The sequence below is a fragment of the Bacillus pfraonensis genome, assembly GCF_050768835.1.
GTDB lineage: Bacteria > Bacillota > Bacilli > Bacillales > Bacillaceae_G > Bacillus_A > Bacillus_A pfraonensis.
The window spans coordinates 207,732-234,722 of record NZ_JAHCDO010000014.1 but is presented as its reverse complement, the minus strand read 5'-3'; the positions used below and the strand labels follow the sequence as shown (position 1 = coordinate 234,722).

Here is a 26,991-nt window from a genome sequence, read left to right as displayed (position 1 = left end):
TTTTTAATAGTAATTGGACTATCAAGATTTGCAAGCAAAGCTTGATAGCATGCTAATTCAAGGAGAAGAAGAGCAGATGGTTCAGGGGATTACGGAATTGATGTCAGTGCTAGAAGGAAAAGGAATGCAAGCAAAAGAGAAGCAAACAGTAAAATCTTGCTTCTCTTTTTATTGATAGTTTAAGCATTCTTCAACTTCTTTAATTAATTGGGCTGGTTTAACTTTTAGAGTTCTAGCTAAGGAAAATAGAGTATTTATTGTAGGTTTTCTTTTTCCTCTTTCTAAAAGACTTATATATGTTCTATCTAATCCAGATTGAAATGCTACTTCCTCTTGACTTAATTGTAAATTAGTTCGGTATCTATGCAGTACAATACCAAATGCTTGCTCGGTTTTCAAGAGATCACTCTCCTATTAGTTCTAAACTAATTTTGAGAGAGTAGATCTTTTTGTTCTACAGACTATAGTCTACAAACTTAGTGTAATATATAATAAACTTAATTTAATTTTATTATTGAACTTTGAAGAATATATCTGGTAATTACTAAAAAAGTAAAATGTCAGGAGTGAAATTACATGTCTGATGTGATTCAAGAATTATATCATCGGATATTTGAATTGGAGTTAATGTTAGAAATTGAAAAATGGGAGAGAACTGAAGTTGAAAAAAAACTAAATTTAGAAATCGAAAAGAAGGGGGAAATGGAAAGGTTATTACAACTTGATTGGGATGTAACTGACAAGCTAGATGTTTATTATGTTGAATTAATTGAGAGTATGTTAGAAGAAGCTAAACATCAGAAAGAGATATTGAAAAAACGATGTTGTAAGTTGGAGGATAAAGTAAGTCATTTAAATAAACAACTTTACATTGCGGAACAGAAAAAAGAAAGTTATCTGAGAAGCTATCAAGAATGTTTCCAAGAAAGACATATTTTAAAATGCGATGTATATCAAAATAACATTCGGATAAAAGAGTTAAAAGAGAAGTTGGAATGTTGTTATAATAATAATGGCAATCTAAGTCTTTCAAGTCGAGAAAAAATGTGCGATATTCTTAAGCAAGTTAATGAAATGTGTCACTCTTTAAAATTGATGGGAAAAGCTAGAATCAGAAGGGCTGATACTATTGTTAAGATTAAAAATAAACTAGGAGAGTATGAAACATTATTTTATATCAACAATAGGTTACTAGATCAGGAAGTAAAAGGTTTTTGTATAAAAATTAATACTATTCTCAATGATTGGGGTTATTATTATAGAGGATATAACTGGAGAAAAACAGCAAAAGCGGTCGAGGATCAGGAGCTTTATCAATTAGCTGAATTAAGTAGTAGTTTAAAATACATAACGCTCTATAAAGTATTTGATAGTAGTCCCAATCCTATAATGCATATTGACAATGTGTACGAGCTTTTTATTAACAAGTTTGTTTTTTCAACTAATTATAGTTTATCAAGATTTAGAAAAGAAATTGAGTTTTTAGTCGAAAACCAAAAATTTGAAAGTGATATGTTTATTATAAGTAGAATTTACCCAGGCGATATTTTTTGTTACGAGAATGATTTTAGAAATTTAGATTATAATTTCACTTTAATGAAAACATATAAAAAGGCTAAAATATTATATGTTTTTGGGGATCAGAGTACCAAAACATATAAAGTAGGTGTTACCTTTAGTTCATTATCTAGACGTTTTATAGAAGCGGAAGAAGCTTATAGATTTCGATTTCCTAATGGGACTTTTAAGAAGCTGAAAGTTATTTCAAATAATAATGCATTTAACTTGGAACTGTATGTAAAGAAAAAATTCATAAATAAAAGGCATGCATTATTTCAGTCTACAGAATGGTTTAATCTTCAAGATAATGAAGTTTCTTATTTATTAAATGAAGGTTATTTACAAGACGAAGAGTTTATGAAAATCTATAATTTTAACTTCTAAAAATGGTAAGATAGGTATGGTGATGAGGCTACTAATTAAGTTATGTATTATAATTTGAGAGGTTTAAATCAAAAAATAAGGTAACAATGTTGATTTTAATTATGTGAGACGTTTGTAGTGATTTGATTGTCATAATGGATTAAACTAAAAGAAATTAATTGAATATTACAAAATTATAGGAGGTGGATTTGTTTGAAACAAATGGATATAAGCAATAATTATAAGTTTGATTGGAAAGTAGTTCAATATCCTCGAAAACAGGGTGGGAATATTATTAAGACCAAATCTTTTATCATAGTATTAAAAGATTTAACAACTGGGGAGATGTACCCACATCCAATTACTCACTTTTTATATAAGTACTATCATAGAAATTCAGGGTCTATAAATACTGAAAAAACGGTAGCTGTTATTATTGTACCCTTTTTAAATTTTATTTTGGAAAAGGTAAATGAAGGAAATCCAGAGTTTCAATATGTAAAAGGATTAGGAGATTTACGAGAAGAACATGCTAATTTATATCTCAAGTTTTGTGTGGAAGTAAAAGCTAATAAAAATATAACTTTAGAAGTAAAAGAAAATTATATATCTAAATTTTACAAATATCTATTAGATGAAAAGGTTCTGAAGCATGAACCGCGTTTTAAGATAGTCGTGATACGGACAGGACGTGATACAAAAAAAGTATATAAAATGGATTTTACATATAAAAAAACAGATGAGGTTTTACTAAGGGAGAGAGTAAAAAGAAAAGATATAGTTCCGCAAAATCATGAATCAAATGAAAATAGACATATTATTCGTTTACATTATATACGTGAAATATTGTTGATAGCAAAGCAAGAAGTACCTGATATTGCATTTGGAGTTGCCTTGCAAATTTTTGGTGGACTTCGAAAAGGTGAATTAATTAATTTGGTAAGAACAGCTTTGAAGCCACAAAATAGTAAATATGGACAAGAAGGGCTTATAGTTAAAATTAGAGATAGACAAAATGATTTATTTAACAGGTTTATTAATACATCAAGTGTCCAAGTTAAAAAGCCGAGAGATCAATCTACACTTATAGATCCAATTTTACCTTATCTATATAAGCATCATATGGAAGTGGTTTTGAAAAAAATAAAAAAACCTAAGCACTTAAATGCGCTATTCTACGATTCTGAAGGAAATCCAATGTCATCAGATACATACGATAAAAGGTTTTTAAAATTAAAGAATATATATCTAGGAATGTTACTAGGAACTAAAGGGAGGTATCAAGATTATATAGATTTTTCACAAACAAAATGGCGGTCGCATATAGGAAGAGGAGCCTTTACTAATATGTGTTTAGACGCAGGATTTAATGAAAAACAAACGGCAGTTTTACGAGGAGATAGATCAACTCAATCTATGGAATCTTACTTTGACGTTATAACTGTAACTTTTAATATTCGCAAAGCCCTTGAATTACTATCTCCCGAACAGTCAGATAAAATATCTCACTTAAACATGCCTTTTTATCAACGATATTGGAAGGATGTTGAAAATTTTGAATCGTGATTTGAATTTTGATGTGAAGAAATATATTACTATTTATGATATTGCGGAAATGATTGGAAAGAACCTAGAAACCCTTTTAAACAGTGAAATTACTAGGGGAAAGTTTATGCAGTATATAGATGATTTACCTAAGGGAATGATTCGAAAAATAGAACTATCAGAACCGGTATTAGTAAATGAAAAATATCCTCCTGTTACAGTAATATATAATCTTGAATCTATAGAAAAATTTTTAAACGATAATATTAGCATAAGTGAAGCGTTAAACCTGATTGATGAACCGTATACCAAGTTATCATACTGGGGGAAAAAATGTAATGTTTCAGTTTATAGATTAGGGAAAAAAATTGAATTTAAATTTTATTCACGTGAGGAATTTGAACAACTTATTAAATTTGCCAAATTAAGGGTTAAGAAAATAAGAAATAATGAAGAAGCTAATTTTAAGGTGGAGCAGTATATTACTATTTATGAAATAGCACAAGAAAAATTGGGTAAATCTCTAACAGCAACAGAGATAATAGACAATATTAGAGATTCAATTGATAAATTACCTCTAGGTATGATAAATAGAAAAAAAATAGATTATAATGACCCGTTTTCTGGTAGGTTAGTTAAAGAAGTATATATGAGGGAAGAGGTAGAAAGATTTTTTTCTAATCATATTCACAAACAGAATTTCCTTAGAGAATTAAGAGGGTATTTTGGGAGCCAAAATATATTATATTTTTATAAGAAATTGAGCATAAGTGAATTTAAGGTGGGAAATAAGACAAATATTTTTATATCTAAGCATGATGCTGAAAGATTAAAATTATTATGTAAAGTGTTTTCAGATAGAGGTAAAGCCGCAGCAGCAAAAACATATGGTGGTTTTTTTGGGAATATAACTGTAGATGAGGCAGGAGAGATATTAAAATTAGGTAGCATAAATATTAAAAATTTAATAAAGTCAGGAGAAATAGTAGTAGTTTGCACTTTTGATAAAACTAAATTGGTTTCTAAGGAAGCAGTAATGCAACTTTTTACAAAACAAATGAAGTTGTTAGAAAAATTTAAGGAAGAGTATTATACATTTTCTCAGATAAAGGAGAAATATAGCGATTCATTTGCTTATTACATTATAGGAAGTGAAGAGAAAATAAGAAGACCTGTAACTAAAATCAATATACCTACGTTACTATTAGGTCATATGAATTATCAAGCAAGAAAAGTTTATGTAAAAGAAGAAATTGATAGCTTATGGTTAGATTATAAATTTTATTGGCAATTAAATTCAGTATCATTTGAAGATCCATTTGAAGATTTTATTTATAAAATAGAAGAAATTTTAGAATTTACTTATAAAAGTAGTCAAATGAGTACCAAAGGTTTTTGGTATCAATATGTTCAAAGTTTTTTATATAAAACGAAGATGAATAAACAAAGGATAGCCTTTCAAGTAAACCAATTTGTTAGAAATACATGTTTAATTTTCGAAATTTTCGAACTTGAAATTTACTCTTATTCAGCAAGTGAGATAAATCAAAAATTTTTAAATAGTAATAATGACATTAATAGGAGTTATCAGCGCGATTTTTATAGTTTTCTGAAGTATGTTATTAATTCTTTTGTGGTTAATGGTCTACCCCTTCCATTTAACATTGAAGACCTAAATGATCCAAGAACTTATAATAATATCAAAGAAGTCGATGTTGGAATGTACTCATTAGAAGAATACCATAACCTATATGAGTATGCTAATCAAGTAGAATTTCATAAGAAAAAAGCTATTACAGACGTGAAGAAATTATTGTCAACGATGGATAGGTCCAAGTATAAAAAATATGATAGTTGCTGGGTATATATTTTAATTCAACTCACTAATAATTGGAGACATAGTACGATTATTACACAAATACCAAGAATTGATTTGTCAAATACAAGAATAGAGAATTTAGATTGGTTGATGAAAAATGATATTTCACTAGAAGATGCTAACATTATTATTTTTCAGGTTGGTAGATTTGTTACGAAAATTAATAAAACAGGAGTGAGTGCGGAGGGAATATTTAATATTGGTGAGCCATTAAAAATTGCATTTGCAACCGCAATAAGTATATGTGAACTTAGAGTGCGTGCAACATGTGAGGATAGTTTAACTTTAATAGATTTGGCAAGTTGCTTAGTTCCTAAATTGAATCCACATAAAGAATTCTTTAAAGAATTTACTGTAGGGTTTAAGTTTGAAAATCGCAAAATGAATAGAACACTTACAACTCTAATATGGTCTGTCTTGCGTCATATGGGAAGGGGATTAAAAGAATCCCAGATATCAAGAAGTCATATGCAAGAACGGACAACAATGAATCATTATATAAAACTTACCGAAGAACAAATTCGGAAGCTTGTTCTTGAATTATTTGAAAGAAATCAATTTGGCTTTGTAACTCAATATTTAACTAATATTCTTTTTGGAGAAGAAACTAATAAAAGTATAGAAACAGAGAGAATGATACAAATCAATAAATCTTTTGGAGATATAACAAAGATAGAAGCTACAGCAGGAGTCATTAATCGATTAGCAAGTGAAAGAGAAAAAGTAAGAAGTTATCTTCAACAATTCAATTTACAAGAGCTTCAAAATTTATATTACCAAGCAGTATCTGGAGGGCTTCCAGAAAGGCAGAAACATTATCAGTGTATATATAAACAATGTAAGTTTGAGAATGAATTTGGTGAGAAACCACCGTGTGAAACATGCGCAGCATCAATTATTAATGTTTATGCGTTAGTTAATATTATGGATAATTATATATTTTTAATGAATAAGATTCAAAAAGAATTTGATGTTGCCATTATAGGTGAAAAACAGAAACTTGCAAATCATTTTTATCTTATGCACGGTGTGGTTGATCAAGCAAGAATAAAGTTTGGACGAGAAGTAGTGGATAGTTTTGTAATAGGAGGTACTGAACGTATAAAAGCCTTAGGATCAGAATTAAACTCTAAAGGATTAAAAGAATATAAAACATTAGGAATGAATATATGAGGGGGGAAAGTGTTGAAAAGTAATATTGGGCTGATTGTTGATATAGGTAACATAAAAGTTGAAGATATTGCAAAAAATAATTTTGATATAGTTGAGGCAGTTAAAAATGCTAAAGAATTGCTAAATAACTATTATGGTGTGATAAGTAAGAAAATCAAAGCTGATTTTGAAGATAATATGTGGGTATTTAAGGATTTATTTACGGGGAGTGGAATAACATTTGATTTTCAGAAAATTGATTCTATTATAAATTTTAATAGTCCTGTATTGAAAGAAACACTAATAAAAGTAGTTAAGTGTTGGATAGTAACGCAATTGAGTGAGAAGTCGCTTGCTGTATCGCGTAAAAAATATTCACATATTTTATCAGCAATATTTATTACTAATGGATTTGAGCTGTCTTATTCAAATAGGCTGATTGAATTAACGAAACAACGCTGTTCACATAGTGTTGATGAAAGAAAAATGTATAAGACAATAGAAATGAAGGATAACCAACTGTTTGATTATATTGTATCTATCGTAGATTTTTTGAAATTTTATGCGCCAGATAAATATATATCCCTTATAGGGGATTTGGAAGAAATAAAGGGAAAAACGCTTTTTAAAAGTAATTATCGGACATTACCTTCCTTTAAGGATACATTGAAATTTAAAATGTATCTTGAAGATTGGTTTGAATATTCGATGGAAAAAGAAGACAATTATGAACTTATTAGATTCTATCCACTTGTTCTATGGTGGAAATTGACATCTATTATACCAATGAGACCATCTGAATTTTGTCAGATTAAAAGAGATGCTTTGGAAGTAAGAGGGGATAATTATTTTATTACTTTTCCTAGATTTAAAGAACACCGAAAGGGTGAGAATAGGGGGAAAATAACATATGATACTTTACCAATACCTAAAGAGTTGTACGAATCTTTTCAGCATTATGTCGCTTTAACAGAAGGGTTTGAAGAAACGGACTATCTAATAAATATAAACGCCATTGGAAATGCTAACATAATTAATAATTTGAATTTCAATTTACGTAGTTTATCTAAAATGATAGGCAATTTTTATAAGGAAATAATTTTTAAGAGGTATAAGGTAAATATTATGTCAATTAAAGGGACTTATAAGACTCTTGGGAATTTTAAAGTTGACAGCTTAACAACAAGTCAGGCGAAAGATAGTATACAATCAATGATTCTTGCAGGGGATTTAAGGCACATAGCTATTATTAATATGATGATGCAGGGATATGATAAAGTTGAAATCCAAAGATTATCAGGACATTTTTTGGAAGAAACCCAATATACATATTTCAATCATATGGAGAGCTGGATGGATGGTGAGATGCAAAAGATAGAGAGAGAGTTTAGAAATTTAAATCCATCTATGTATTTGGATGATGAGAAGATAACTATTGTTCACCCAAGTGTTAATGATTTTTTTGATAAACGACACAAATTGGCATACATCGAGGGGGAGAATGATATTAGTAAATATCAAGACTATATTCAATTGAATATAGGTTATTGTAAGGATGAAACTATGCCATGCCCAACGTTTAATTGGAGACATAGTGGTTGCTATTTTTGTAGGAATTGGACGATATCTTCCCAAGAATTAGTGGAAAAAAAGGATACTGTCATTAACGATTTAAATATAATTTATGAAGAATTAAGAGAAAAGATTAATTTTATTCAATATTTATTTAATGCAGATCTTGATGATTCTGGACAGGTTGATGTTAATGTGAAAAAGGATTTAATCTCGACAGCGAATGCAGTACATTTAGGTATAAAACAGATAGTGAAACTAAAGGTATTATTGGGAGTTGTAGATTATGAATAAAAATGGAAAAAAAGGAATTTTAGATGATGGTAATAAGGAAAAAAAATTAAGGAGTTTAATTGTTCAGTTTGATGAAAAACATAACTTGAAATCAAAGGTGACACATAAAGATATTTTTGAGTTTGTAAAAAAAACTTATGAGCGGGGGGAAATTGAATTTTTTCCAGGATACACTTGGTGGAAAACGAAAGGAAAACATTTAGTTGCTGAATATAACATAGTTAGAAAAAAAAGTATACGCTTATCAGAAAAAGAAGAATTGGAAGTAGTAGATATTGTAGATTTAGTAGAGAAACATTATGGGGATAAAAATGCTTTAATAAAAGACCTTCTTCCATACAACAATTTAGTGGATAGATTGGTAGAGAAAATAGAGGTTTTACAAAGTGAGTTAGAAAATATTTCAAGGCATTTAAATAAAAAAAGTGATATAATAAAAAACTTGAAGGATGAAAATGAAAAATTAAACACGTTATTAGATGGTTTTTTTTATATGCTTGTTGGATCAGAAAAAGAATTGAAAAAAGTAATAAATACAGGGGAAACACAGTTTGAAGAAATAAATTACGCTTTGACAGAAACTTTTGGTAATCCTATTATGTATATTGAAAAAATTAGTCAACATGTAGATATGAGTAATCAAAAAGAAGGTCGAGATAATATTATACAATTGAAATCCGAAAATAGTATAAATATTCAAAAAGATGATTATGATTGGTGAAAAATCTTCGTTTTGAATATTTTTTTTGACTATAAAAAAAAGTCGAGAAGCGTTTATACCTTATTGTATATAGAATAAAGGAGAGTGACTTAAAAACTATGACCGTATTAATACTTGCCGAGAAACCCGATCAAGGTTTAGCTCTTGTTTCTCAATTTAAATATCGCCGAAAAGATGGTTATTTAGAAGTAGAAGCAAATGAGTTATTCCCCAATGGAGCTTACTGTACATGGGCAGTTGGTCATTTGACACAGTTATGTAATCCAGAACATTATCATGCCGAGTGGAAAAAATGGTCATTAAATACATTGCCAATGATTCCGGAACGGTTTCAATTTGAAGTCACAAAATCAAAATATAAGCAATTTAATGTTGTGAAACAGCTGTTACATAATCCGCAAGTGACGGAAATTATTCATGCGGGCGATGCGGGGCGTGAAGGGGAATTAATTGTACGAAATATTATCAATCTTTGTAACGTACAAAAACCGATGAAACGTCTTTGGATTTCGTCTTTAACGAAGCAAGCGATTTATCAAGGGTTTAAAAACTTACTTGATGAGTCAGATACGATTAATACGTATTATGAAGCATATACAAGGTCATGCGCTGATTGGGTCGTTGGGATGAACGCATCACGTGTCTTTAGCATTTTGTTAAAGAAAAAGGGAATGAATGATGTGTTTTCGGCTGGCCGTGTACAAACGCCGACATTAGCTTTAATTGTAAAGCGTGAAAAGGAAATTGAAAATTTTAAATCAGAGCCGTTTTGGGAAGTGTTTGCAACCTTTAATATAGAAGGAAAGAAATATGAAGGAAAGTGGGAGAAAGATAATGAGTCTCGCTTAAAAGATCCTGATATGGCGAATAAAATTGCAGCATTTTGTCAAAATAAACCGGCTGAAGTAAAGGAAATGAAAACGGAGCGGAAAGAGTTTCAGCCACCGTTATTATTTAATTTGTCATCACTGCAAGCAACAGCGAATAAAGCATTTAAATTTTCACCGAAAAAGACCCTTGATATTACACAAGCGTTATATCAAAAAGGGATTGTGTCGTATCCACGTTCGGATTCTAACTATGTAACACAAGGAGAAGCAGCGACGTTTCCTGACATCTTACAAAAGTTAAGCCAGTTTGATGAGTATAAAGATTTGTTACCTGCACCGATTGAGTCCATTATGAATAATAAGCGGTATGTGAATGAAAAAAAAGTTACGGATCACTACGCCATCATTCCAACTGAACAAGTAACAAATCCAAGTAAACTATCTGGTGATGAAAAGAAAATTTACGATATGATTGTTAGACGATTAATTGCGGCACATTATGAAGTTGCGATTTTTGATTATACAACAATTACAACGCTTGTAGATGGACGTGCGGAATTTATTTCAAAAGGGAAACAACAAATTCAAGAAGGATGGCGCAAAGTTATTTTCCAAGATGATAAAGATGATGAAACGATTCTTCCAATCGTAGCAGAAGGTGAACAAGGAAAAGTCGTAAAGGTGAAAGTGAAAGAAGGGAAAACACAGCCGCCAAAGCGTTATACAGAAGGACAACTTATTACATTAATGAAGACGGCTGGAAAGTACTTAGATAATGAAGAGCTTGAGAAAGTATTAAAGAAGACAGAAGGCTTAGGTACAGAAGCAACTCGTGCAGGCATCATTACAATGCTAAAAGATCGTAAGTATATTGATGTGAAGAAAAACCAAGTATACGCAACGGATAAAGGGAAAGTATTAATTACTGCAATTGGGGATAAAATTTTAGCTTCTCCAGAAATGACGGCAAAGTGGGAACAGCGTCTTGCAGAAATTGGAGAAGGTACAGCTTCACCAGCAACTTTTATGGAACAAACGAAAAAGCTATCAGCCAAAATTATTGAAGATGCGATTGAAATGTCTGAGAAATGGGATTTTACCGGATTGAATGTAGAGTCAATCGAACGTAAAGGATCGAAATTTACAACAGGTAAAAAAGTCGGAACATGTAAAAAATGTGATGGCGATGTAATCGATAAATCGACTTTTTACGGTTGTTCAAACTATAATACAACCCAATGTGATTTCACAATCTCCAAAAAAATATTAGGAAAAACGATTTCGCAAAAGAATATGACGAAGCTATTAAAAGGTGAACAAACAGATTTAATTAAAGGTTTTAAAAAGAATGATAAAAGCTTTGATGCGAAGCTGGAGTGGAAAGAGAATAAAATTAATTTTGTGTTTGAGAAATGAGGAAAGGTGTTGCGATGATACGTAACACTTTTTTATAGTGATTTGAAATTATTGTTTGGTGACAAAAAGTTATTTGCTGAGAGGTTGCCATTATGAATTAATCGCAATTACGTCTTATTAAAAAGCGATACGATTATCTCGTTAATTTTGTTGCAAAGTGCGGACTGTTCATATAAAACTTACCAGGTGTCAATATTTGTACGGAAATAGTCGTGAGCGTAAAGTTTGACAAAATAATTTATTTATGCTATAATTTACTTTTATTTAATTCGGTTATATAATAGGGTTCTCCTGGCCAGGGGAACCCTATTTTTTGTTCTAAAATGAAGGAGTGTGCTTGAATGAAAAAAGATGAGTCCAGTTTAACTGCATTAATATCAGCTTTTGGCAGAGCATATCATAGCAAATTCGATACACCTAAAATTTTTGATGACTATATAGCCAAAGATTTAATTTCACAAAAAGAATTTAATGATATCAAAGAGAATATGGTTCAAGGCATCCATTTCTTCAACAAAGATATAGCTCAAAAATTTAAGGAAGACACAGAAGAAATATTAAAATGGATTACACAGACTCAACTTTCTCCAACACCCTTGGCACGTGCTGCATATTGTGAAAAAGTATTACTTCATGAAATTATGTTAGGATTAAAACAATATGTCATACTTGGAGCCGGGTTAGATACTTTCTGTTTCCGACATCCAGAATTAAAAAACAATCTAGAAATATTTGAAATTGATTACCCTGCTACACAGGAATTTAAAAAGAAAAGGCTGGAAAAAGCTAATTTTAAAATTCCGAATAATCTTCATTTTGTTTCTATGGACTTCACTAAAAAGTTTTCCTATCAAAATCTAATAGATGAAGGATTTGATAACCAAAAAACTTTCTTTAGTCTTTTAGGTGTTTCTTATTATTTGACAAAAGAGGAAAATTCAAGTTTGATTGATCATTTATTTGCCAAAGTACCTTCAGGAAGTTCCATAGTTTTTGATTATGCAGACGCAAACCTGTTTAAAGAAAAAGGTATATCTAATAGAGTTGAAAACATGGTGAAAATGGCTTCAGCAAGCGGAGAACCAATGAAATCGTGTTTTTCTTATATTGAAATTGAGAAAATGTTAGAAAAATCAGATTTACTAATTTATGAACATTTATCACCAACTAAAATAAATGAACTTTATTTTGAAAATCGAAGCGATTATCTATCAGCTTTTGAAACGATTCATTATCTGCATGCTGTCAAAAAATAAAACACATGATAGATATATTTTCCCTTAAAAAGGGTAACCCCTGTAAAATGACCGAACGATCTCTTGTTAGAGTTTGTTCGGTCATGTTTGTAAAAAAGCTTCCTTCCTGTTGCACGCTTTATGTCAACTGTGCCATAGTACTGTGTTTTTTATTAGTAAAGAACTTTTTTTGTCATGAAATTTGTATGTGTGAAATTTGAGAATAGGTGCATCGTAAACAACTGTAGTTGCATTTATTAATTATATAATCGTTAATAAAGGTATGCGAGTGGTTGATAGTATGTGGATTGTTTATGCTGCAACTTTTAAATGTTGTTAAAATATGTATAATGAAAAAATGAAAGAAAAGTTTGAAAATAATATTGCAATATATTATCCTTCAAACTATAATAAGTAAAAGAATAGTTAGACTTCAAGTTAAATATTCAGAATCTTCAATTAGTTAAAAATGGAAATGAGATAATGTATTTTGTAATGGAGGTTGTATCATGACGAATAAAGTCCCTTTTTCGTTCATAGTAGTTATCGGATTAATGTTATTCGCTCTCTTTTTTGGAGCAGGAAATCTAATTTTCCCTGCCATGTTAGGTCAATCAGCTGGAACAAATATTTGGTCAGCGAATGCGGGGTTTTTGGTAACTGGGGTTGGGTTACCGTTACTTGGTGTATTAGCATTTGGAATTTCAGGTAAAGAAGATTTACAATCATTGGCAAGTCGTGTTCACCCTGTTTTTGGAATTGTATTTACAACAATTTTATATTTAGCAATTGGTCCATTATTTGCAATACCGAGAACGGGTAACGTTTCATTTGAAATTGGTCTTAAACCTTTTGCACCAGAAAGTTTAGGTTCTATACCTTTAATTATTTTTACAATTATATTTTTTAGCATTACTTGTTTTTTTTCGCTCAATCCTGCGAAAATTGTCGATATTGTTGGAAAAATCTTGACGCCAATTAAACTAACGTTCATTGGAATTTTAGTAATTGTTGCTTTCATTCATCCGATAGGGGATATGCAAGCACCTGTTGAAACGTATACATCTAACGCCTTCTTCAAAGGGGTTCAAGAAGGATACTTAACAATGGATACGCTTGCATCTTTCGTATTTGGCATCATTATCATTAATGCTATTAAAGAAAAAGGTGCAAAAACGAAAAAACAAATTATGGCTGTTTGTGCAAAAGCAACGATTATTGCAGCGACAGTATTAGCAATTCTGTATACAGCGCTTTCTTATATGGGAGCTTCAAGCGTAGCAAAACTTGGGCATTTAGAAAATGGTGGGGAAGTTTTAGCGAAAGTATCAAACTATTACTTTGGTTCATATGGTGGAATCCTATTAGGGTTAATGATTACAGTAGCTTGTTTAACGACTAGTGTAGGACTTGTTTCAGCATGTTCTTCATTTTTCCACAAACTATTTCCAAAGGTATCTTACAAAAAAATCGTTGTTATTTTATCTGTTTTTAGTGCAATTGTTGCGAATATAGGATTAACACAACTCATTGCAGTTTCTGTTCCAGTATTAACAGCGATTTACCCATTAGCGATTGTACTAATCTTTTTAACATTTTTCCATTCATTATTTAAAGGAAGAAGGGAAGTGTATCAAGTAAGCTTACTGGTAACGTTTATTATAAGCTTATTTGATGGATTAAATGCAGCTGGAGTAAATATCCAAGTAGTGAATCATGTATTTACTAAATTTCTTCCGATGCATGAAGTTGGTCTAGGGTGGATCTTCCCGGCTATTATTGGTGGATTTATTGGATACGGTATTAGTCATTTGAGAGTGAAAAATGAAATTCATTCTAACGTAGCAAAAGTAAATAAGTAATGGTATGCAATAAAAAAGTTGTAGAATTCGTTTCTACAACTTTTTTATTCTTATACAAGATAAACTATGGGGGTTTTAATGAAAATTACCTGTATAATGTAATACATGTAGCGATCTGAATCTTTCATAGATGGCTATCCGGGTAAATATTATTTTAAAGAAGAAAAGTGAATTTAGGAGAAATATAATGAACAAAAAAATTGATCATATCGGTATTGCTGTTCGTGATATAGATAGTAGTATACGTTTTTATGAAAAAGTCTTATCAGGAACATTAATAGATCGTTATGTAAGTGAAGCAGCAGGTGTCGAGAGTGAAGTAGCTATTCTTGAAGTGAATGGAGACAGAATTGAATTGCTTGCACCGACTAATAATACTACTTCGCCGATTGCAAGATTTATAAAGCAGAAGGGAAAAGGTGCACATCACATTGCTTACCGTGTAGATAATTTGGATCGAGCATTGGAAGAACTAAAGCAACAAGGAGTTCGAATATTGGAGCATACACTCCGTATAAATAAGCACGGTAGAAGGTTAATTTATCTTAACCTTGCAGATACAGAGGGGACAATTATTGAATACTGTGATTATCCAAAAGAACAATAATTTGTATATGAAGAGAAAGGTATTACGCATTGGCATAATACCTTTTTCATTTTTTGTGAAGAACTATACTGTATGAAGGTAGATTTCACACTTTCTTCACAAATGATTCACTGTTTCTTTTCTTCTTTAAAAGCTTGTATTTATATATTATATGCTATAATCGTAACTGACTTTCTAAAGATAAGTCGTATTTGTAAATATAGTAGCTTTATAAGTGTAAGTTCAAGGCGGTATGTGAACAGTGCATAATGATTGTATTTTATTGTTTAATACTTAATGAGGTTAATTTCTGGAAAAGAAAATAAAAATATAGATACTTTATTAACTTCCAAGTGGAATTACAGTGATGCAAAAGAAAGAAGTGAAATGAATATGAGTGTATTAAGAAAACTAGGAACCTGGATGGTAATGGTAATGGTATGTGTGTTAATGATGTTGGTACCGAACGCGGCTTCCGCTCACGCTTATATTGTTAAATCGAATCCTGCAGAAAATGAAACATTAGAGAAAGCCCCTTCTATTGTAAGGATTGAATTTGATGAAATGCTTCAGTCTTCACACTTTAATACAATAGTCGTAAGGGATTCTTCAGGGAAACGAGTAGATTTAAAAAATGCTCACATTGATAAGAAAAACCAAAAATTATTAGAAGCTGGAGTAAAACAGAATATACCGAATGGTACGTATTCCATTCAGTGGAAAGCCATTTCTGCTGACGGACATCCAATCCAAGGTGTCATTCCGTTTCAGATTGGGACAGAGGGAAAGGGAACGAGTGATATACAAGCAGAAGAAATTGGTTATGTCCCACAGTTAGATATGCTGATAGAAAGAGGGATTCTATATACAAGTTTTTCTCTCTATATAGGTGTTTTATTTTTTAATCTTATTCTATATAAGGGAAATTTGAGTAAAGTGCAATCAAGAGGTAATAAATTAATCTGGATTTCTTTGTTTGGCATATTCATTAGTTTACTATTTAGTCTCCCTTTGCAAGCAAGGATAAATGCTGATGTTTCGTGGGAAGATGCATTTCAACCTGCATTATTAAAAGAAACGTTACAGTTACCTGTTTTTGGATATGTATGGATAATTCAAATGACGCTCACAATTGTGTTAATCGCTGCTACATATGTTGCCTTAAAACGAGGAAAGCTCTCATCGTTTAAAACATGGACAGTTCCAATTCTTCTTTTTGTTGGATTGCTTATTATGAAGGCGATGAATAGTCATGCATATGGTCTAAAATATAAAAATGTTGCAGTCGTTATGGATTTTCTACATCTATTTGCAGCTTCGCTATGGATTGGAGGTTTAGCATCGATTCTTCTTCTTTTATCTAAAGACGATGAGAAAGAGAAATGGACAAAGTATTGGGATGCTATTAAAAAATTTTCACCATGGGCAATGGGGACAGTTATTGTTATTTTTGTGACGGGTCTTTTTAATAGTACTTTCTTTATTCCAACGATCCATTCATTATTTGATACAAATTATGGGTTAGCATTGTTAACAAAATTTCTCTTATTTATTGGTATGGGGATATTGGGACTTATTCATTACGTAAGGGGAAGGATGAGAAAAGAGAAAAAATTGGGGGCTACGCTGAAAGGTGAGTTTGGTATAGGGATAGTAATTTTCATCATAGTAGCTTTTTTAACGAATGTACAAACACCACCAATGCCGCCAACTGGACCATTTACAGGAAGTCAAAAACTCGATAATGGATATGAACTTACTTTACATGTAAGTCCCAATAAGATGGGAATGAATACATTCCGCATTGACTTAAAGGATACAAATGGACAGCCTGTTACTGATATGGAACAAATTGTACTGACAACGAGATCTTTAGAAATGGATATGGGAAAAGGTACATTTAAGGTTTCGCCGGTTTCACCAGGATTGTATCAAGCGGAAGGGATGTATATTAATATGACTGGTGAGTGGAATATACATGTTCATGGATTAACGAAAGCTCTTGATAGTTTTGATACGGATTTTAAATTCATGGTGGGCGGTCGATAAGGTAAAGTTTGTAGAGAAAGACAAAGGAGTAATAGAAAAATGAAGCGTATAAAAAAATTAGGAACAACAATGATAGCAACAATAATTGCTATGGGACTTTTCGCAGTACCTGCTAGTGCACATGTAACGGTGAAACCAGCTACTTCTGGAGTAGAATCTTGGGAAACGTATACAATAAAGGTTCCTGTTGAAAAGGAGATAGCAACTACAAAAGTTATCCTTAAAATACCAGAGGGAGTCGAGTTTCAACAGTATGAGCCAGTACCGGGATGGAAGATTGATGCACAAAAAGATGCATCTGGGAAAATTAAATCTGTGACGTGGGAAGCGACTGGAGAAGGGATTTTACCCGGTCAATTTCAGCGATTTACTTTTGTTGCGAAAAACCCAGATAAAGAGCAAAAAGTGGCTTGGGATGCCTATCAACAGTACAAAGATGGAGATATCGTAGAATGGACAGGGGACGAAAAAGCAGATAAACCACATTCACTTACTACAATTACAAAAGGTACAGTATTGACAGGGGAACATGGAGAGTCAAAACTACCCGATATGAAAGAGAAAGAAAGTATAAGCATGCAAACAATAGCTATTATCTTATCCATTCTTTCTATTATTGTTTCACTTGGTACATGTATCTTTGTATCCCGTCGTAAAAAGCAATAAAAAAGAAAGAGTCTATTTGATGATAGACTCTTTCTTTTTTATATTTTATTAACATTTTTTAGGTTCAATAGATTGTTTTATGATGAGTGATTTTGGTTTTATATTTACAAAGCAGATGCTTATGACAATAAATAAAAGCCCGATGAATAAGCTAATTGTAATCGCCTCGTGTAGGAAGATAGAACTTGCAATAATTGCGATTAGCGGAATAAGAAATGTATAGGCTCCGACTTTGCTTGCTTCTCCAGCTCCGACAAGTGTAAAGTAGGCAAGCCAACCCATTGCAATAACAAAGATTGAAATGAATAATAGTACGATTACAAATGGTATGCTCCATGTGATACTAGACCAGCTTTCGAATTCAGAACCAAATCCAATTAAGCAAAATCCTCCAATGATAAGCTGAAGTGTAACCATCCAAATTGCATTTACGCGGTTTCCAGTCTTTTTGATAAATACTGTACCAAGCGCCCACCCAACTGCACATCCTAAAGCAAGTAAGGTGCCGATAATAGAAATGTGCCCGGTCAAACCACTAGAGCTAATAACAGCAACACCCGTAAATCCAAGAATAAGACCAAAAATCTTTAAGCCGTACATTGCTTCTTCAAGCCAAATCCAAGAGAAAATCCCAAGTAAGACAGGTTGAAGAAATACAATAGCGGAAAAGAGTCCGGCAGGCATATACTGAAGTCCTACAGTTTGTAGTCCGTAAAATAAAATAATGTTGAGTAAAGCGGAAATAAAGTATAAATGCCAAGTTTCTTTTAGATGTAACTGTTTGTATTTCGGTAATGCAAATATAAGTAGAATAAATCCTCCTATTACTGTTCTAATCCCTGCAAATAATACGGGTGGTGTATAATGGAGAGCAAATTTAGATAAGGGCCAATTAATCCCCCACATCAGAACGAGAAATGAAAGAATCATGGCTGCTTTTGTTCGAGAAAGCTGAGACACGATAATACCTCCTTGTTGTATTTCATTTCACTATGATATGATATTGAACACGATAAATAAAATGAATCTTTTTTATAAGGAGTATAAGTAATTAGTTATGACCATTACACAACTTCAAGTTTTTGTAAAAGTAGTCGAATTAGGAAGTTTTACGAAGGCAGCTCGAGCATTGAATATGACGCAACCAGCTGTCAGTCATGCTATTTCTAGTGTTGAATCGGAACTTGGTGTAACACTTATGATACGTGATAAAAGGAAAGGTCTCATTCTGACTGATATAGGAAATCGGATTCTTGTGCATTTTCGGGAAATTTTAAATGGGGTTGAAAAAGTGGAACAAGAAGTTGCGATGGAGAAAGGCCATGAAGTTGGTACAATTCGAATTGGAAGTTTTCCTAGTGCATCGGCGTGTTTTCTGCCTAAAATGATTAATATCTTTCGTGAGAAATATCCGAACTTAGAATTAATACTTTATGAAGGAACACTGAAAGAAGTAGAAGAGTGGTTATTGTCACGGGTAATTGATGTAGGAATTGTGATTTTACCAAATAAAGAAATGGAAATTGTACCGCTAACGAAGGGGAAAATGGTTGTTGTTTTAAGGGGAGATCATCCTTTATGCAAGAAAACAAAGATTACAATTCAAGATTTAGAGAATGAGCCAATCATTATTTGTAAAGGTGGGTATGAGCCACCAATTATAGAAATGTTTAAGCAAGCTTCCGCACCGCTTCGCATTGAATACGTTGTGTCGACTGTCACGACATCCTTGAATATGATACAAGAGGGACTGGGGTTAGCTATATTAGCTGAATTATCCTTATCAGATTTACCGCCGAATGTGCAGACAAGAGAATTAGAACCACAAGTGTGGAGAGAAATTGCGTTAGCTGTTCCTTCCTTAAAAGAATCTTCATTAGCTGTACAATTGTTAATTGAAGAATTTCAAGAGCTATTTGTAGAATAATGAAAGGGTACCTCATATGGTGAAGAATGAGGTACCCTTTATGTACGTGTTCAAAAAAATGATAGAAAAGGTTGACTTATATTTAAGTTGTAACTATAATGATTACAACAGGGTGGTGATTACGATGAAAATTAGTAGCCGCTTTTCTATAGCTGTTCATATTTTATCCATTTTGAAAATCAATCCATCTTCTGTTTGTACTTCTGAATTTATGGCTGAGAGTGTAAATACAAATCCGGTTGTAATTCGAAAAATAATGTCTTACTTAAAGCAGGCTAAGTTTGTTTATGTAAATCGTGGGCCAGGTGGGTCTGGATTACGAAAGGATTTAAATGAAATTACATTATTAGATGTGTATCATGCAGTAAATGTAGTTGAGGAAGATAAGTTATTTCATATTCATGAACAACCCAATCCAGATTGTCCAATTGGAGCAAATATTCAAGCTGTATTAGAAGTGATTTTAGTTCAAGCGCAATCTGCGATGGAAGAAGTTTTAAAAAATATCACGATGGAGCATTTGTTTGAATCGTTACAAGAGAAAATGAATGCTTGAAACATGCAAAGCTCGATAAAAAGAGAATGTATATTTTTTTCTTATAGCTGTAACTAGAGTTGTTACGTCTGATGAAATCAAAAGAAGGCAAGGTGCAATCATATGACTGTAAAAATGAAAGTGTACTCTGATTTTATTTGTCCGTTTTGCTTTTTAGCAAAAGGGCCATTAGATGAGGTAGCGAAGGAGAAAGATGTAGAAATCGAATGGATGCCATTTGAATTACGTCCAAGTCCATATTCTAAAATAGATCCTTGGAATGAGCCGGAAAAGTTAGGGTCATGGGATTCTTTCATTCTTCCTACTGCAAAGAAATTAGGAGTTGAAATGCGATTACCACGTGTTTCACCGCATCCATATACACATTTAGCTTTTGAAGGGTGCCAATTTGCGAAGGAGCGTGGACTTGGAAATGAGTACCATCACCGAGTGTTTACTGCGTTTTTCCAGGAAGAACAAAACATTGAAGATATAGAGGTATTAACAAAATTAGCTGTAGAAGTAGGGCTTCCTGAAGCCGAATTTAAAGATGCTTTAGTAACTCGTAAATATAAAGAAAAACATCAGCAAGCGATTCAACATGCATACGATGAAGCGAATATTATGGCTGTTCCAACTGTAATGATTGGAGATGAAGTTATTCAAGGGCTTGCTAGTAAAGAAACGTTAGAAAGAGTAATTGATAAAGAAATCGAAAAGGATAAAACAAATTCATTTGAAGGTATGCAATGTAACACGAATGGATATTGCTAATCCACTTTTCATTGAAGAGTCAAATCGATTTGTTTAAATAAATTATAAAGCGTATAAATTTGGAGGAATTATCATGTCAGTAACTGCAACAAGCTTAAAAGAGGCAATCGTGAACCGTCGTTCCATTCGTAAAGTAAAAAAGAATGCTACGATTACAAAAGAAAGAATCAATGAAGTTTTAAAAACAGCTTTACATGCACCAACATCTTTCAATATGCAAAGTGGCCGTATGGTTGTATTAATGGATGCAGAGCATGAAAAGTTCTGGGATATTGTAAAAGAAACACTTAGAGCTCGCGTACCAGCAGAAAATTTTGAAGCAACTGTAGAAAGACTAAAAGGTTTCCGTGAAGGAGTAGGAACAGTATTATTCTTTGAAAATCAAGCGACAGTAAAACAAATGCAAGAAAATGCACCATTATATAAAGAACAATTCCCATTTTGGTCTCATCAAGGAAATGCGATGTTACAGCATACTGTCTGGATGCTATTATCTGCAGAGGGAATCGGGGCATCATTACAACACTATAATCCAATTGTAGATGCTGAAGTGAAAGAAACATGGAATATTCCAGCAGAATGGAGCTTAGTAGGACAAATGCCATTTGGTGAGCCAAATGAACAACCGAGTGAAAGAACATTCTTACCTACTGAAGATGTAGTGAAATTTTACTAAAATATCTTTGGAAGTATAGGGAGTAATATATGACGGAAAGTACAAATTTGCAAATCATTCGTAGTACGTATAAAGGTCCAGAGTACTTAATAAAGGCCCTTTCAAAAGAAGTAGAGTGGACAGAAGCGGCAGGGTTCCCATATGGTGGCACGTATGTTGGGGTAGAAGCTGTCATAGAGAATGTTTTTAGTCATCTGGCATCAGAATGGAATGATTTTAAAGCGAGCGTGCATACGTATCATGAGGTGAATGGCAAAGAAATCATTATTGCTGAAGGAATATACTCTGGAGTATATAAAAGAACAGGCAAAGCATTTCAAGCTGATTTTGTACATGTTTGGGAATTGCGTAATAGAAAAGCTGTAAGGTTTAAACAATATGTTGATAGCCATACTGTTCAACAAGTATTACTACCTTCTTAATAGTAAATAGAGAGTGAAAAGGGAAGCTGTTTCAGAAATAGCTTCCCTTTTTTGTGTGCTTTTAAACAAAGATTTGTTATTGGGTGGAGTATAACGTCTTCGTTGAGGAAAGAGCGGTTGCGTTAGAAAATTCAGGGTTAACGTATATAAAAAATGAAATCGACAAAGTATTGCAATGGGTGAGGGAAGCATAGGGTGGTTCTTATGCTTCTTTTCAGTCTTCGACAACCCTCTTCTATCAATATTAACCTTCTCAAAATGTTCATCTGGTAGTGGACAAACCCACAATCCTTTCTAAAAAAGATTCATATATTAAAAGTAGAGTAAGTGGAGGTTCTTATGCCTCTTTTTTCCTGATGTCTAACATCAGATGTGTTAAATTTAGAAAGTTTAAATACATCCTACATTGGCTGGGGCGAGGTAGCAGTTACTTGCACGCTGCGGCTTTTCTTGTTTCACACTGATGTTCCATAAGGGCGAAGAAAGGGATTTATCCTTTTTCACTTACTCTATTTATTTCCTGAAAATAGGTAACGGAAAAATCTTCAATCTATTTCATTGGGATTAAAAATAGGTATTGGATTTGAGGTAAAAGAACTGTCGCCTGTTTCAATCTAATTGGAGTGTGAATTATATTGGATACTATTGTCTTAATTATTGTGCTTGTGGTTTCACTTTATTTATCAACATACTATTCAGCGGCAGAAACGGCTTACTCAAGTGTTAATAAAATCAGGTTAAGATATTATGCTAGTAAAAACAAACCAGGCAGTAAAAAAGCCTTATATATAACCGAACACTTTGACGAAGCCTTATCTACCATTTTAATAGGGAACAATATTACGAATGTGGCCGCTACTAGTATTGGGACAACTGTGGCAGCGAAGCTTTTCGGAGAGGGAGCGGGACTACTTATTAGTACAATTGTCATGACGATTATCATCTTAATATTTGCCGAAATTTTACCAAAAACCATCGCGAATGAAAATGCTGAAAAATATTCTTTGAAATATTCTGGAAGTTTACTTTTGCAAATGAGGTTATTAACGCCGGTTAATTTTCTGAACCATAAGCTGAAAGAATTTACTTCTAGAAAATTCGGGAAAAACGAAAAACTACCATCTATTACAGAGGAAGAAATTAAGTTATTGGTAGACATCAGTGAAAAAGAGGGGATTATTAATAAGGATGAGAAGGAGCTCGTTCACCGGACCCTGAAGTTAAAAGAAATAATGGTTGAGGAAATTTTTACCCCACGTATGGATATTATTGCCGTAGAAGTAAACCAATCAATTGAAGAAATTAAACAAGTTTTTTTGAAGGAGAGATATTCGAAAATTCCAGTCTACAAAGAAAACATCGATAATATTATGGGATTCTTGACAGAACGTGAATTCATGTCTGAGCTTATCCAGCATAATGAGGTCAATATTGCAGACCTTTTACGATACCCTCTGTTTGTTGAGAAGTCAATGAGTAGTGATTCCCTATTGCATAAATTACAAAGGACGAAAAGTCAAATGGCTATTGTAGTCGATGAATTTGGAGGAACCTTTGGATTAATTACCCTTGAGGATATTCTCGAAGTATTGGTAGGAGACATCTGGGACGAGCACGATGAGAAAATCATGGTGAAAAAGCTGGATGAGTCTTTGTATAAAGTCGATACCCGGTTTAAGTTAAAAGAATTCGTGAAATTGTTTAGTGTCCCAATGCCTGAAACGCAAGCTCATACCCTTGGCGGTTGGATTTTTGAAAAGCTTGAGCGAATTCCGAAAGAAGGCAAAACGTTTCAATTTGAAAACCTTCAAATTACTGTACATGAGGTTAATCATTACCGAATTCGAAAAGTTATGATAGAAATTCTCCCTATAGAGAGTGAGGAATAAAGCAAGAGGAATGGAAGACGGTTCTCTTGCTTTTTTCATTTCAAAATGTCTAAGCATACTGAAAAAGGGAAAGTAAATAGCAAAGGTCTAAGCAAACCACGGTTAGAGTTTTTGATTAGACAAGATCTTTAACGATTCAACTGGATTATTTAAAAAATCTACAACCTGAAAATCTAGAAAAAGAGTGGTAGTATTGTATATTTGTAAAAATATAAAGAGGGATTATACGATTTAGCAAGAACACAACGTATATAAAGAAAAGTGTACATTGTACTCTCTCATTATGGATTATATGAAAAGAGAGTGTTTACATATGAATGATAGAGCTCATAAGATTGTGAATGGAGAACTTTTGAAACTCATAATGATATACGAAGCAGGAGTTGTTCGAGAATATTACAATATAGATGGAAAATGGGACTTTTCGAAGTTAAAAGAAAGATTCAAGAGTTTCAGTCATAAGATGTTGTAAAGAGCAACTTTATTATGGGAATTGATAGAACGAGTCATGATAAAACAGATAAAGAAACTGAGAGGGGGAGGTTTGAAATAAATGATACAAATGAAAAGTTTCTTTCAGAGTAGAGGGTTTCAAAGGCTCCTTATATTGGTAATTTTAGCTCTTATATTATACGGGCTAAAAAGTATGATTAATTTAATATTGATTACTTTTATTGTTACGTTTTTAATGGACCGGTTTCAAAGGTTTATTTCTAAAAAGATTAATCGTTTTGTACAGATAAACAGAAAATTGATTATCGCTTTTTTATACATTGTTTTAGTAACGTTTATTGTTACTACGTTATATAAATATTTACCTGTATTAACGATACAAATTTCACAATTGATTTATCAGTTTAAACTTTTTTTTCAGAATCCACCAGATAATGAAATGATACGCTATGCGTTTTCGACGATTAATCAGATGGAAGTTTCAAAGTATATTGAACAAGGTGTAGATGTCATTTATCAATCTTTAGCGAATATTGGGAAATTAAGTTTGCAAATTTTACTATCTCTTATTTTGAGTTTATTTTTCTTGTTAGAAAAGGAGCGTATTATTCGCTTTACCTCTAAGTTTAAGGAGAGTAAATTAAGAATCTTTTATGAGGAACTCACATATTTCGGTCAAAGGTTTGCGAGATCGTTTGGAAAAGTGATTGAAGCGCAGTTTTTGATAGCTGTTGTAAATTGTATTCTCACTGTGATTGCACTTGTGTTTCTCGGTTTTCCACAACTTCTTGTATTAGCTGTCATGGTATTCTTACTAGGTCTTATTCCTGTTGCAGGTGTGATTATTTCACTATTTCCACTTTGTATTATTGCGTATAACATCGGTGGAATTGCATATGTCGTATACATATTAATTTTTATTACAGTCATTCATGCAATTGAAAGCTATTTCTTAAATCCAAAATTGATGTCCGCAAAGACGAATTTACCAATCTTTTATACATTTATGGTTCTTATCTTTTCAGAACACTTTTTAGGAATATGGGGTCTTATTATTGGGATTCCGATCTTTATCTTTTTACTAGATGTACTTGAAGTAAATAATGATGAAGAAACGCGTAAAGATATTGGAACAGAATAAGTGATTCCGTTTAACAGGTGTTTTCTTTTAGAGGAAAACATCTGTTATTTTTTAGGACGAGGGAGTTTAATAAATAGATTTATAATCAAAGCTAATATAACAGTACCTAAAATAAAAATAGCGATTAATTCAACTCCCACCCCGGCCATTCACCTATTAGAAAGATGTTTATCGGTATAGTAAGCAGACTTAAAATAATTAGAGTTAGTTCGAGTTTCTGTTTATAATTTTTATTTGGAGATAGGGTCTTTATGATTAAAAAGAAGAAAAGTATTCAAAATGCTACTGCTAGTAAGAGGAATACAATCGTCCAAGAGTCATTCATGAAATCATTTCTTTCTATTATGGATAATATTACCGTTTGGTGGTGTATGTTAACGACATAAAAATTTTTATATAAAAGAAAAAGCAATCCAATAGCAGTTGGATTGCTTTTTTGATTGAAATATATGATTAAAGAACAGGAGCCATTGTCTCTTTCAATACTTGAACAGAGTGATCGAACTTTAATTCTTCATCTTCACTTAACTCAACTTCTAAAATTTCACGAACACCTTGACGGTTTAAGACGGCAGGAATACCGATATAAACATCATTTTGTCCATATTGTCCATCAAGATAAGCAGATACAGTTAATACGCTATTTTCATCATTTAAAATTGCTTTTGTTACGCGTAAAAGTGACATGCCGATGCCGTAGTATGTTGCACCTTTTCGTTCAATGATGTGATAGGCTGCATCACGGACGTTTATAAAGATTTCATCTAAATCTTTTTGGTTATGTTCATTATCTTTTTCAAGAATCGTTTGTAGTTTTTGAATTCCAATTGATACGTGACTCCAAACAGGAAGCTCTGTATCACCATGCTCGCCGATGATGTAGGCATGAATATTGTGAGGTCCAATATTGAAATATTCTCCTAGCATATATCGGAAACGAGCAGAATCTAGAGTTGTACCAGAACCAATTACCCGTTCTTTTGGTAGTCCGGATTCTTTCCACGTTACGTAAGTTAAAATATCTACAGGATTTGTAGCAATTAAGAAGATGCCATCAAATCCGCTATCCATAATACTACGAACGATTTGTTTAAAGATTTTAGCGTTTTTCTCAACTAAGTCTAAACGTGTTTCACCTGGTTTTTGTGGCAAACCAGCAGTGATTACAACAAGATCTGCATCTTTACAATCTTCATAGCTACCTTTCCAAACTCTTGTTGGTGCGGGAGCGAAGGGAACCGCATGACTTAAATCCATAGCTTCTCCTTCTGCTTTCGCTTCGTTTACATCAACGAGAACAAATTCTTCTGCAACACCTTGGTTAATCATGCAGTAAGCATAGCTACATCCTACTGCTCCAGTTCCTACTAATACAACTCGGTTAATACCTTTTTTCATATGACAATTCCTCGCTATTTCAGTAATTTTGATATGTAAGAAAAAT

The 26,991-nt window shown here is 32.4% G+C and carries 23 protein-coding genes and 1 pseudogene; 20 read left to right on the top strand and 4 right to left on the bottom strand.

Features of this window, described 5'->3' with window-relative positions; all coding sequences use genetic code 11:
- Window positions 1-28 precede the first annotated feature (28 nt).
- Window positions 29-175, top strand: coding sequence for a hypothetical protein (locus tag KFD70_RS15765; RefSeq protein WP_002170282.1), 147 nt, complete (start codon window positions 29-31; stop codon window positions 173-175).
- Here KFD70_RS15765 and KFD70_RS15760 read toward each other — a convergent pair.
- Window positions 169-399 carry a helix-turn-helix domain-containing protein gene (locus tag KFD70_RS15760; protein WP_431613225.1) on the bottom strand — a complete coding sequence of 77 codons (231 nt, stop codon included), beginning with the start codon at window positions 397-399 and terminating at the stop codon, window positions 169-171. The two genes, KFD70_RS15765 and KFD70_RS15760, sit on opposite strands and share 7 nt — an antisense overlap.
- A gap of 177 nt (window positions 400-576) precedes the next feature.
- On the opposite strand from KFD70_RS15760, the gene KFD70_RS15755 reads away from it, so the two are divergent.
- The 11 genes from KFD70_RS15755 (at window position 577) to KFD70_RS15705 (ending at window position 17,730) form a co-directional block, all read left to right on the top strand.
- Window positions 577-1,944 (top strand): GIY-YIG nuclease family protein, encoded by a 1,368-nt coding sequence (locus KFD70_RS15755; protein WP_144623517.1) that lies wholly within the window; start codon window positions 577-579, stop codon window positions 1,942-1,944.
- 201 nt (window positions 1,945-2,145) lie between these two features.
- Window positions 2,146-3,489 (top strand): hypothetical protein, encoded by a 1,344-nt coding sequence (locus KFD70_RS15750; protein ID WP_431613237.1) that lies wholly within the window; start codon window positions 2,146-2,148, stop codon window positions 3,487-3,489.
- The gene (locus KFD70_RS15745; protein ID WP_431613224.1) at window positions 3,479-6,520 is read left to right on the top strand and encodes a DNA-binding protein; all 3,042 of its coding nucleotides are present in this window, start codon (window positions 3,479-3,481) and stop codon (window positions 6,518-6,520) included. The genes KFD70_RS15750 and KFD70_RS15745 overlap by 11 nt, the downstream gene beginning before the upstream one ends.
- A gap of 9 nt (window positions 6,521-6,529) precedes the next feature.
- Complete coding sequence (locus tag KFD70_RS15740; protein ID WP_431613223.1) at window positions 6,530-8,365, top strand: hypothetical protein; 1,836 nt, start codon at window positions 6,530-6,532, stop codon at window positions 8,363-8,365.
- A complete protein-coding gene (locus KFD70_RS15735; protein ID WP_001038659.1) occupies window positions 8,358-9,086 on the top strand; it encodes a hypothetical protein in 729 nt (242 codons plus the stop codon). The genes KFD70_RS15740 and KFD70_RS15735 overlap by 8 nt, the downstream gene beginning before the upstream one ends.
- Window positions 9,087-9,184: 98 nt before the next feature.
- Window positions 9,185-11,332 carry a DNA topoisomerase III gene (topB, locus tag KFD70_RS15730; RefSeq protein ID WP_431613222.1) on the top strand — a complete coding sequence of 716 codons (2,148 nt, stop codon included), beginning with the start codon at window positions 9,185-9,187 and terminating at the stop codon, window positions 11,330-11,332.
- A 341-nt stretch (window positions 11,333-11,673) separates the two neighbouring features.
- Window positions 11,674-12,588 (top strand): class I SAM-dependent methyltransferase, encoded by a 915-nt coding sequence (locus tag KFD70_RS15725; RefSeq protein WP_336453617.1) that lies wholly within the window; start codon window positions 11,674-11,676, stop codon window positions 12,586-12,588.
- A gap of 488 nt (window positions 12,589-13,076) precedes the next feature.
- Window positions 13,077-14,429: a branched-chain amino acid transport system II carrier protein gene (gene brnQ, locus KFD70_RS15720; RefSeq protein ID WP_336453616.1), complete on the top strand. Its 1,353-nt coding sequence runs from the start codon at window positions 13,077-13,079 to the stop codon at window positions 14,427-14,429.
- A gap of 187 nt (window positions 14,430-14,616) precedes the next feature.
- Window positions 14,617-15,036: a VOC family protein gene (locus KFD70_RS15715; protein ID WP_431613221.1), complete on the top strand. Its 420-nt coding sequence runs from the start codon at window positions 14,617-14,619 to the stop codon at window positions 15,034-15,036.
- A 366-nt stretch (window positions 15,037-15,402) separates the two neighbouring features.
- Entirely contained in the window at window positions 15,403-17,064 is a 1,662-nt protein-coding gene (locus KFD70_RS15710) for a copper resistance CopC/CopD family protein (RefSeq protein WP_431613236.1), read from the top strand.
- Between the two features lie 39 nt (window positions 17,065-17,103).
- Entirely contained in the window at window positions 17,104-17,730 is a 627-nt protein-coding gene (locus tag KFD70_RS15705) for a YcnI family copper-binding membrane protein (protein WP_431613220.1), read from the top strand.
- Window positions 17,731-17,778: 48 nt separating this feature from the next.
- On the opposite strand, the gene KFD70_RS15700 is transcribed toward KFD70_RS15705, so the two are convergent.
- Window positions 17,779-18,690, bottom strand: coding sequence for a DMT family transporter (locus tag KFD70_RS15700; protein WP_431613219.1), 912 nt, complete (start codon window positions 18,688-18,690; stop codon window positions 17,779-17,781).
- A 97-nt stretch (window positions 18,691-18,787) separates the two neighbouring features.
- Here KFD70_RS15700 and KFD70_RS15695 point away from each other — a divergent pair, with 97 nt between their 5' ends.
- The 7 genes from KFD70_RS15695 to KFD70_RS15665 all read left to right on the top strand — a co-directional run bounded on the left by KFD70_RS15695 (window position 18,788) and on the right by KFD70_RS15665 (window position 25,547).
- Window positions 18,788-19,657, top strand: coding sequence for a LysR family transcriptional regulator (locus tag KFD70_RS15695; protein ID WP_336453612.1), 870 nt, complete (start codon window positions 18,788-18,790; stop codon window positions 19,655-19,657).
- A gap of 124 nt (window positions 19,658-19,781) precedes the next feature.
- Window positions 19,782-20,213: an Rrf2 family transcriptional regulator gene (locus tag KFD70_RS15690; protein ID WP_336453611.1), complete on the top strand. Its 432-nt coding sequence runs from the start codon at window positions 19,782-19,784 to the stop codon at window positions 20,211-20,213.
- 102 nt (window positions 20,214-20,315) lie between these two features.
- The gene (locus KFD70_RS15685) at window positions 20,316-20,966 is read left to right on the top strand and encodes a DsbA family oxidoreductase (protein WP_431613218.1); all 651 of its coding nucleotides are present in this window, start codon (window positions 20,316-20,318) and stop codon (window positions 20,964-20,966) included.
- A 73-nt stretch (window positions 20,967-21,039) separates the two neighbouring features.
- Complete coding sequence (locus KFD70_RS15680) at window positions 21,040-21,642, top strand: nitroreductase family protein (protein WP_336453609.1); 603 nt, start codon at window positions 21,040-21,042, stop codon at window positions 21,640-21,642.
- Window positions 21,643-21,671: 29 nt separating this feature from the next.
- Complete coding sequence (locus tag KFD70_RS15675; protein WP_336453608.1) at window positions 21,672-22,064, top strand: nuclear transport factor 2 family protein; 393 nt, start codon at window positions 21,672-21,674, stop codon at window positions 22,062-22,064.
- A gap of 635 nt (window positions 22,065-22,699) precedes the next feature.
- Window positions 22,700-23,953 carry a hemolysin family protein gene (locus KFD70_RS15670; RefSeq protein ID WP_336453607.1) on the top strand — a complete coding sequence of 418 codons (1,254 nt, stop codon included), beginning with the start codon at window positions 22,700-22,702 and terminating at the stop codon, window positions 23,951-23,953.
- A 553-nt stretch (window positions 23,954-24,506) separates the two neighbouring features.
- Complete coding sequence (locus tag KFD70_RS15665) at window positions 24,507-25,547, top strand: AI-2E family transporter (protein ID WP_336453606.1); 1,041 nt, start codon at window positions 24,507-24,509, stop codon at window positions 25,545-25,547.
- A gap of 44 nt (window positions 25,548-25,591) precedes the next feature.
- Here the strand turns inward: KFD70_RS15665 and KFD70_RS15660 are convergent.
- A pseudogene (locus KFD70_RS15660) lies at window positions 25,592-25,821 on the bottom strand (YesK family protein).
- Here KFD70_RS15660 and KFD70_RS15655 point away from each other — a divergent pair.
- Window positions 25,799-25,933 (top strand): hypothetical protein, encoded by a 135-nt coding sequence (locus KFD70_RS15655; protein ID WP_336453605.1) that lies wholly within the window; start codon window positions 25,799-25,801, stop codon window positions 25,931-25,933. The pseudogene KFD70_RS15660 and the gene KFD70_RS15655 sit on opposite strands and share 23 nt — an antisense overlap.
- A gap of 67 nt (window positions 25,934-26,000) precedes the next feature.
- Here the strand turns inward: KFD70_RS15655 and KFD70_RS15650 are convergent, their stop codons facing one another.
- A complete protein-coding gene (locus tag KFD70_RS15650) occupies window positions 26,001-26,945 on the bottom strand; it encodes an L-lactate dehydrogenase (RefSeq protein WP_336453604.1) in 945 nt (314 codons plus the stop codon).
- Window positions 26,946-26,991: the final 46 nt, after the last annotated feature.

Bases quoted from the DNA above. Each gene is read 5' to 3' on its own strand.
- KFD70_RS15650 (WP_336453604.1), bottom strand. From the start codon at position 26,945: ATGAAAAAAGGTATTAACCGAGTTGTATTAGTAGGAACTGGAGCAGTA.
- KFD70_RS15675 (WP_336453608.1), top strand. From the start codon at position 21,672: ATGACGGAAAGTACAAATTTGCAAATCATTCGTAGTACGTATAAAGGT.
- KFD70_RS15755 (WP_144623517.1), top strand. From the start codon at position 577: ATGTCTGATGTGATTCAAGAATTATATCATCGGATATTTGAATTGGAG.
- KFD70_RS15695 (WP_336453612.1), top strand. From the start codon at position 18,788: ATGACCATTACACAACTTCAAGTTTTTGTAAAAGTAGTCGAATTAGGA.
- KFD70_RS15705 (WP_431613220.1), top strand. From the start codon at position 17,104: ATGAAGCGTATAAAAAAATTAGGAACAACAATGATAGCAACAATAATT.
- KFD70_RS15665 (WP_336453606.1), top strand. From the start codon at position 24,507: ATGATACAAATGAAAAGTTTCTTTCAGAGTAGAGGGTTTCAAAGGCTC.
- KFD70_RS15735 (WP_001038659.1), top strand. From the start codon at position 8,358: ATGAATAAAAATGGAAAAAAAGGAATTTTAGATGATGGTAATAAGGAA.
- topB (WP_431613222.1), top strand. From the start codon at position 9,185: ATGACCGTATTAATACTTGCCGAGAAACCCGATCAAGGTTTAGCTCTT.
- KFD70_RS15725 (WP_336453617.1), top strand. From the start codon at position 11,674: ATGAAAAAAGATGAGTCCAGTTTAACTGCATTAATATCAGCTTTTGGC.
- KFD70_RS15690 (WP_336453611.1), top strand. From the start codon at position 19,782: ATGAAAATTAGTAGCCGCTTTTCTATAGCTGTTCATATTTTATCCATT.
- KFD70_RS15710 (WP_431613236.1), top strand. From the start codon at position 15,403: ATGAATATGAGTGTATTAAGAAAACTAGGAACCTGGATGGTAATGGTA.
- KFD70_RS15685 (WP_431613218.1), top strand. From the start codon at position 20,316: ATGACTGTAAAAATGAAAGTGTACTCTGATTTTATTTGTCCGTTTTGC.
- KFD70_RS15655 (WP_336453605.1), top strand. From the start codon at position 25,799: ATGATTAAAAAGAAGAAAAGTATTCAAAATGCTACTGCTAGTAAGAGG.
- KFD70_RS15715 (WP_431613221.1), top strand. From the start codon at position 14,617: ATGAACAAAAAAATTGATCATATCGGTATTGCTGTTCGTGATATAGAT.
- KFD70_RS15750 (WP_431613237.1), top strand. From the start codon at position 2,146: ATGGATATAAGCAATAATTATAAGTTTGATTGGAAAGTAGTTCAATAT.
- brnQ (WP_336453616.1), top strand. From the start codon at position 13,077: ATGACGAATAAAGTCCCTTTTTCGTTCATAGTAGTTATCGGATTAATG.
- KFD70_RS15680 (WP_336453609.1), top strand. From the start codon at position 21,040: ATGTCAGTAACTGCAACAAGCTTAAAAGAGGCAATCGTGAACCGTCGT.